Here is a 4,621-nt window from a genome sequence, read left to right as displayed (position 1 = left end):
CCGGCGATCTCCGCCAGCAGGATGTGGAACTCGCCGGACAGGCGGATCATGGCGGCGCGGTCGCCGCGGCCGCGCGCGCTGTCTTCTTCCTGCGCGTGGCGGCGCAGGCTGCGGATGCGGGCCGGCGTGGCCTGCCGCGCCAGCACGCCGGCCAGCTCCGGCTCCACCACGCGGCGCGCCTGGAACACCTGGCGCGCCTCGTCCACCGTGGGGCTGGCGATGAAGGCGCCGCGGTTGGGCACCAGCGTCACCAGCTTCTCGTGCGCGAGCCGCGCGAACACCTGGCGGATGCGCGCGCGGCTCGCGCCGGTGACTTCGCACAGGCGCTCCTCCACCAGCTTGGTGCCCGCCAGCAGGCGGTGCTCCATGATCGCGGTGAGCAGGTGGAGGTAGATCGTCTCGGCGGGCGAGCCCTCGCCGGCCTCGGCCGCCTCGGTCGCCTCCGCGGCGTTGTCCCTGTCCCTATCCTTGTCCTTCGGTTTCGCTTTGCTTCTGCTGGTTGCCATCTGGGTACGCATGGTCGGCTTGCCGCCGAGATTGGCGACGAAATTCCCGCATATCGTACACAAGTCGGCTGGCAGGCCGCGCGCTCAGTTGAGCGCGAACGGCGCCAGCATGCCGGCGTAGGCCTTGGGCAGCGGGCGCGCCCAGTCGCCGCGCTTGCTGGTGCCGAGCCGGATCGAGACCATTCCCTCGGCCATCTTCACCGCCGCGCTCACGCCGTCGATCACCGGCGCGCCGATGGCCTCGGCGATCTCCTCGCACAGGTCGGCCATGCCGGCGCAGCCGAGCACGATGCAGTCGCTGCCGTCGCGCGCGAGCGCGCCGCGGCAGGCCTCGGCGACGATGCGGCGCGCGTCCGAGCCGGGCCGCTCCAGCTCCAGCACCGGCAGGTCGCAGGCGTGCACCGCGCGGCAGAAGCGCTTCATGCCGTAGCGCTCGGCCAGGTGCCAGGCGATGTTGCAGGTGCGCGCCAGCGTCGTCACCACGCTGAAGCTGGTGCCGACCATGCTGGCCATGTGCATGGCCGCCTCGGCCACGCCGATCACCGGGCCGCGCGCGAGCTCGCGCGCCGCGTATAGGCCGGGATCGCCGAAGCAGGCGATCACGTAGCCGTCGGTGCCGTCCTGCTCGCCGGCCAGGATCTCGTCGAGGATGCCGGGCACCGAGAGCGCCTCGTCGTAGTGGCTCTCGATCGAGGCCGGCCCCATGCGCGGGCTGACCGCGGCGATGCGCGTGCCGGGCGCGGCCACGGCGGCGGCGCACTGCCCGATCTTGTCGGTCATGCTCTGGGTGGTGTTGGGGTTGATGATCTTGAGCTTCATGGCGGGTCTTCGGGGTCGGGTGTCCGGGGTCAGATGTCCGGGGAATTCAGCCGCGGTCGGCAAGGTGCGCCGCCATCAGGCGCGGCGCCAGCAGGCGGTACAGCAGCAGGGCCATGCCCATGCCGATGAACCAGCTGTAGTTCGCCAGCCCCTGCCACGCCGGCACCACCACGCACAGGATGGGCACCAGCGCCGACGGCAGCAGGGTGAGCACGGCCGCCGGGTTGTAGCCGTTGCGGTACCAGTAGCGGCCTTGCGCGCTCATGGTGTAGAGGTCGTCCACCGCCACGCGTTGCCGGCGCACCAGGTAGTAGTCGGCGATCAGGATGCCGAACAGCGGGCCGATGAACGCGCCCAGGATGTCCAGCGTGTAGTGGATGACCTGCGGGTTGTTGTAGAGATTCCACGGCGTGATGAAGATCGACGCCACCGCCGCGATCATGCCGCCGGTGCGCCAGCTGATGTGCTTCGGCGAGACGTTGGAGAAGTCGAACGCCGGCGAGACGAAGTTGGCCACGATGTTGATGCCGATGGTGGCGGTCATGAAGGTGAACGCGCCCAGCAGCATGGCGAAGGTGCTGTCGATGTGGCTGACGGTCTCCACCGGGTCGGTGATGAGCTTGCCGAACACCGGCAGCGTGGCCGAGGTGGTGATCACCGTGAGCAGCGAGAAACCGAGGAAGTTGACCGGCAGGCCCCAGAAGTTGCCGCGCCGCACCGCGCGGAAGTCCTTCGCATAGCGCGAGAAGTCGCCGAAGTTGAGCATCGGGCCGGAGAAGTACGACACCACCAGCGCGATCGCCGTGAGCATCACCGGCACCGCGTCCCAGCCGGTGTACTTGAGGAAGCTCAGCGTGAAGTTGACGTTCTGCCAGCCGGCCTTCTGCACCAGCCAGATCGCCAGCGCGATCATCACCACGTAGACCGCCGGGCCGGCCCAGTCGATGAATTTGCGGATGGTCTCCATGCCGTTCCAGAACACCAGCGCCTGCAGCACCCACAGCGTCATGAACGCGCACCAGCCCAGCGCGGACAGTCCGGCGAAGCCGTGCAGCTTCGCATCCGCATACGGCGCCAGCGCCGGGAAGAAATGCAGCGCCAGCACCAGGAACGCGCTCGACGCGAGATAGGTCTGGATGCCGTACCACGCCACCGCGATCAGCCCGCGGATCACCGCCGGGATGTTGGCGCCGAGCACGCCGAACGAGGCGCGGCAGATCACCGGGTAGGGCGTGCCGGTGGCCTGGCTGGGCCTGGCCACGAGGTTGCAGAAGAACTGCACGATCACGATGCCCACCAGCAGCGACACCAGCACCTGCCAGCTCGACAGGCCCAGCGCGAACAGGCTGCCGGCGGTGATGTAGCCGCCCACGCTGTGCACGTCGGACATCCAGAACGCGAAGATGTTGTAGGTGCCCCAGGTCTGCCGGCGCAGCGGGGCGAGGTCCTCGTTGGTCAGGCGCTCGTCGTAGCCGGGCTTGACGAGGGCGTTGCCGTGCGCGTGGCCGGCGGCCTGGGCGGCGTCGGGCGACGCGGTGGGGGTGGCAGTCGCTTGCATCGTGGATCTCTCCTGGTGGCGGATGCCGGCCGGGCGGCAAGGCGGTCCCGCTGGACGGGCCGCGCCCGGGCCGTGCGTGGCGAGGCGCCGGCCGCGTTCCTGTGCGCGGCCCGCATTTTTATTGATAACAGAATTGTCTACAAAACTAACTGATGTTGTGGACAGATTTGTAGGCGATAAAGGCGGGAGAGTCAATGCGGCCGGGATCGGGACAATCCCTAGGCGGCGGCCGCGCGCGGCCGGGCCGGGGCTGGCGCCCGGCGCCGCGCGAGGTGGCGCGGGCGAGGTGGCGCGGGAATTGCTCCGTGCCCGGGCCGGCGCCGATACCGCGGCCACCGGCTTTGCGCTACGCTTGCGCGGATGCGCCGCTTCTCTCCGCTTCCCCCGCCTCGCCGCGCGCCCGCCGGCGCGGGGCCACCCGACACCAAGGAGTGCAGATGTCCACCAGCCAGCCCGGCCCGGCCGCCGCCCGCGCCGCCGTCCATCACCTGCGCGCCTCGCGCATCCGCGAGGTGGCCAACGCCGGCATCGGCCTGCCCGACGTGCTGCCGTTCTGGTTCGGCGAGTCCGACCAGGTCACGCCCGCCTTCATCCGCGACGCCGCCAGCCGCGCGCTGGCCGGCGGCGCCACGTTCTACACGCACAACCTCGGCATCGCGCCGCTGCGCGAGGCGCTGGCCGGCTACGTGAGCGCGCTGCACGGCGCCACCGCGGCGGACAACGTGGCCGTCACCAGCGCCGGCGTCAACGCGCTGATGCTGGCCGCGCAGCTGGTGGCCGGCCCCGGCGACCGCGCCGTGGCGGTCACGCCGCTGTGGCCCAACCTGGTGGAGATCCCCAAGATCCTCGGCGCCGAGGTGGAGACGGTCTCGCTCGACTACGGCGCGCACGGCTGGACGCTCGACCTGGACAAGCTGCTGGCCGCGCTCACGCCCGGCACGCGCCTGCTGATGATCAACTCGCCCAACAACCCGACCGGCTGGGTGATGCCGCGCGCGGACCAGCAGGCCGTGCTCGACCACTGCCGCCGGCACAGCATCTGGATCATCGCGGACGAGGTCTACGAGCGGCTCTACTACGGCGGCGGCGAGCACGCCGTGGCGCCGTCCTTCCTCGACATCGCCAGCCGCGACGAGCGCGTGATCTGCGTGAACTCGTTCTCGAAGGCGTGGCTGATGACGGGCTGGCGGCTGGGCTGGATGGTGCTGCCGGCGGCGCTCACCGGCGATCTCGGCAAGCTGATCGAGTACAACACCTCGTGCGCGCCGTCGTTCGTGCAGGAGGCGGGCATCGTGGCCGTGCGCGAGGGCGAGGCCTTCACGCGCGAGCTGGTCGGCAAGCTGCGCGCGGCGCGCGACCACCTCGTGAGCGCGCTGTCCGAAGTGCCCGGCGTGGACGTGCATGCGCCGGAGGGCGCGATGTACGTGTTCTTCCGGCTCGAGGGCGCGCGCGACAGCCTGGCGCTGTGCAAGCAGCTGGTGCGCGAGGCGCATCTGGGCCTGGCGCCCGGCAGCGCGTTCGGCGACGAAGGCGAAGGCTTCGTGCGCTGGTGCTACGCCTGCGACACCGCCCGCCTCGACGAAGGCGCGCGCCGGCTACGGGCGTTCCTGGGGCGCTGACGCCAACGCCTTGCCAGTGGCGGCGGCCTGCTCCTGCCACCAGCCGCCGCCCAGCGCCTGCAGCAGCGCGGCCGAGTCGGAGAAGCGGCTCGCGCGCGCCTGCGCCAGCGTCAGCCGCC

General features: G+C 70.9%; 4 protein-coding genes. 1 reads left to right on the top strand and 3 read right to left on the bottom strand.

Translation table 11 applies throughout. From position 1 onward, the window contains the following. The 3 genes from K206_RS40155 to K206_RS0134330 all read right to left on the bottom strand — a co-directional run. A partial coding sequence (locus tag K206_RS40155) for a GntR family transcriptional regulator (RefSeq protein WP_020206801.1) occupies positions 1-506 on the bottom strand: 506 nt, incomplete at its 3' end. A gap of 84 nt (positions 507-590) precedes the next feature. After that, positions 591-1,325, bottom strand: a complete 735-nt coding sequence (locus K206_RS0134335) for an aspartate/glutamate racemase family protein (RefSeq protein WP_020206800.1) — start codon at positions 1,323-1,325, stop codon at positions 591-593. A 46-nt stretch (positions 1,326-1,371) separates the two neighbouring features. After that, positions 1,372-2,883 (bottom strand): NCS1 family nucleobase:cation symporter-1, encoded by a 1,512-nt coding sequence (locus K206_RS0134330; RefSeq protein WP_020206799.1) that lies wholly within the window; start codon positions 2,881-2,883, stop codon positions 1,372-1,374. A gap of 437 nt (positions 2,884-3,320) precedes the next feature. On the opposite strand from K206_RS0134330, the gene K206_RS0134325 reads away from it, so the two are divergent. Then, positions 3,321-4,502: a pyridoxal phosphate-dependent aminotransferase gene (locus tag K206_RS0134325; protein WP_020206798.1), complete on the top strand. Its 1,182-nt coding sequence runs from the start codon at positions 3,321-3,323 to the stop codon at positions 4,500-4,502. Positions 4,503-4,621: the final 119 nt, after the last annotated feature.

The sequence above is a fragment of the Cupriavidus sp. WS genome (genome assembly GCF_000395345.1).
GTDB lineage: Bacteria > Pseudomonadota > Gammaproteobacteria > Burkholderiales > Burkholderiaceae > Cupriavidus > Cupriavidus basilensis_B.
The sequence above is the reverse complement of the archived record's forward strand: the minus strand, read 5'-3'. Positions and strand labels throughout refer to the sequence as shown.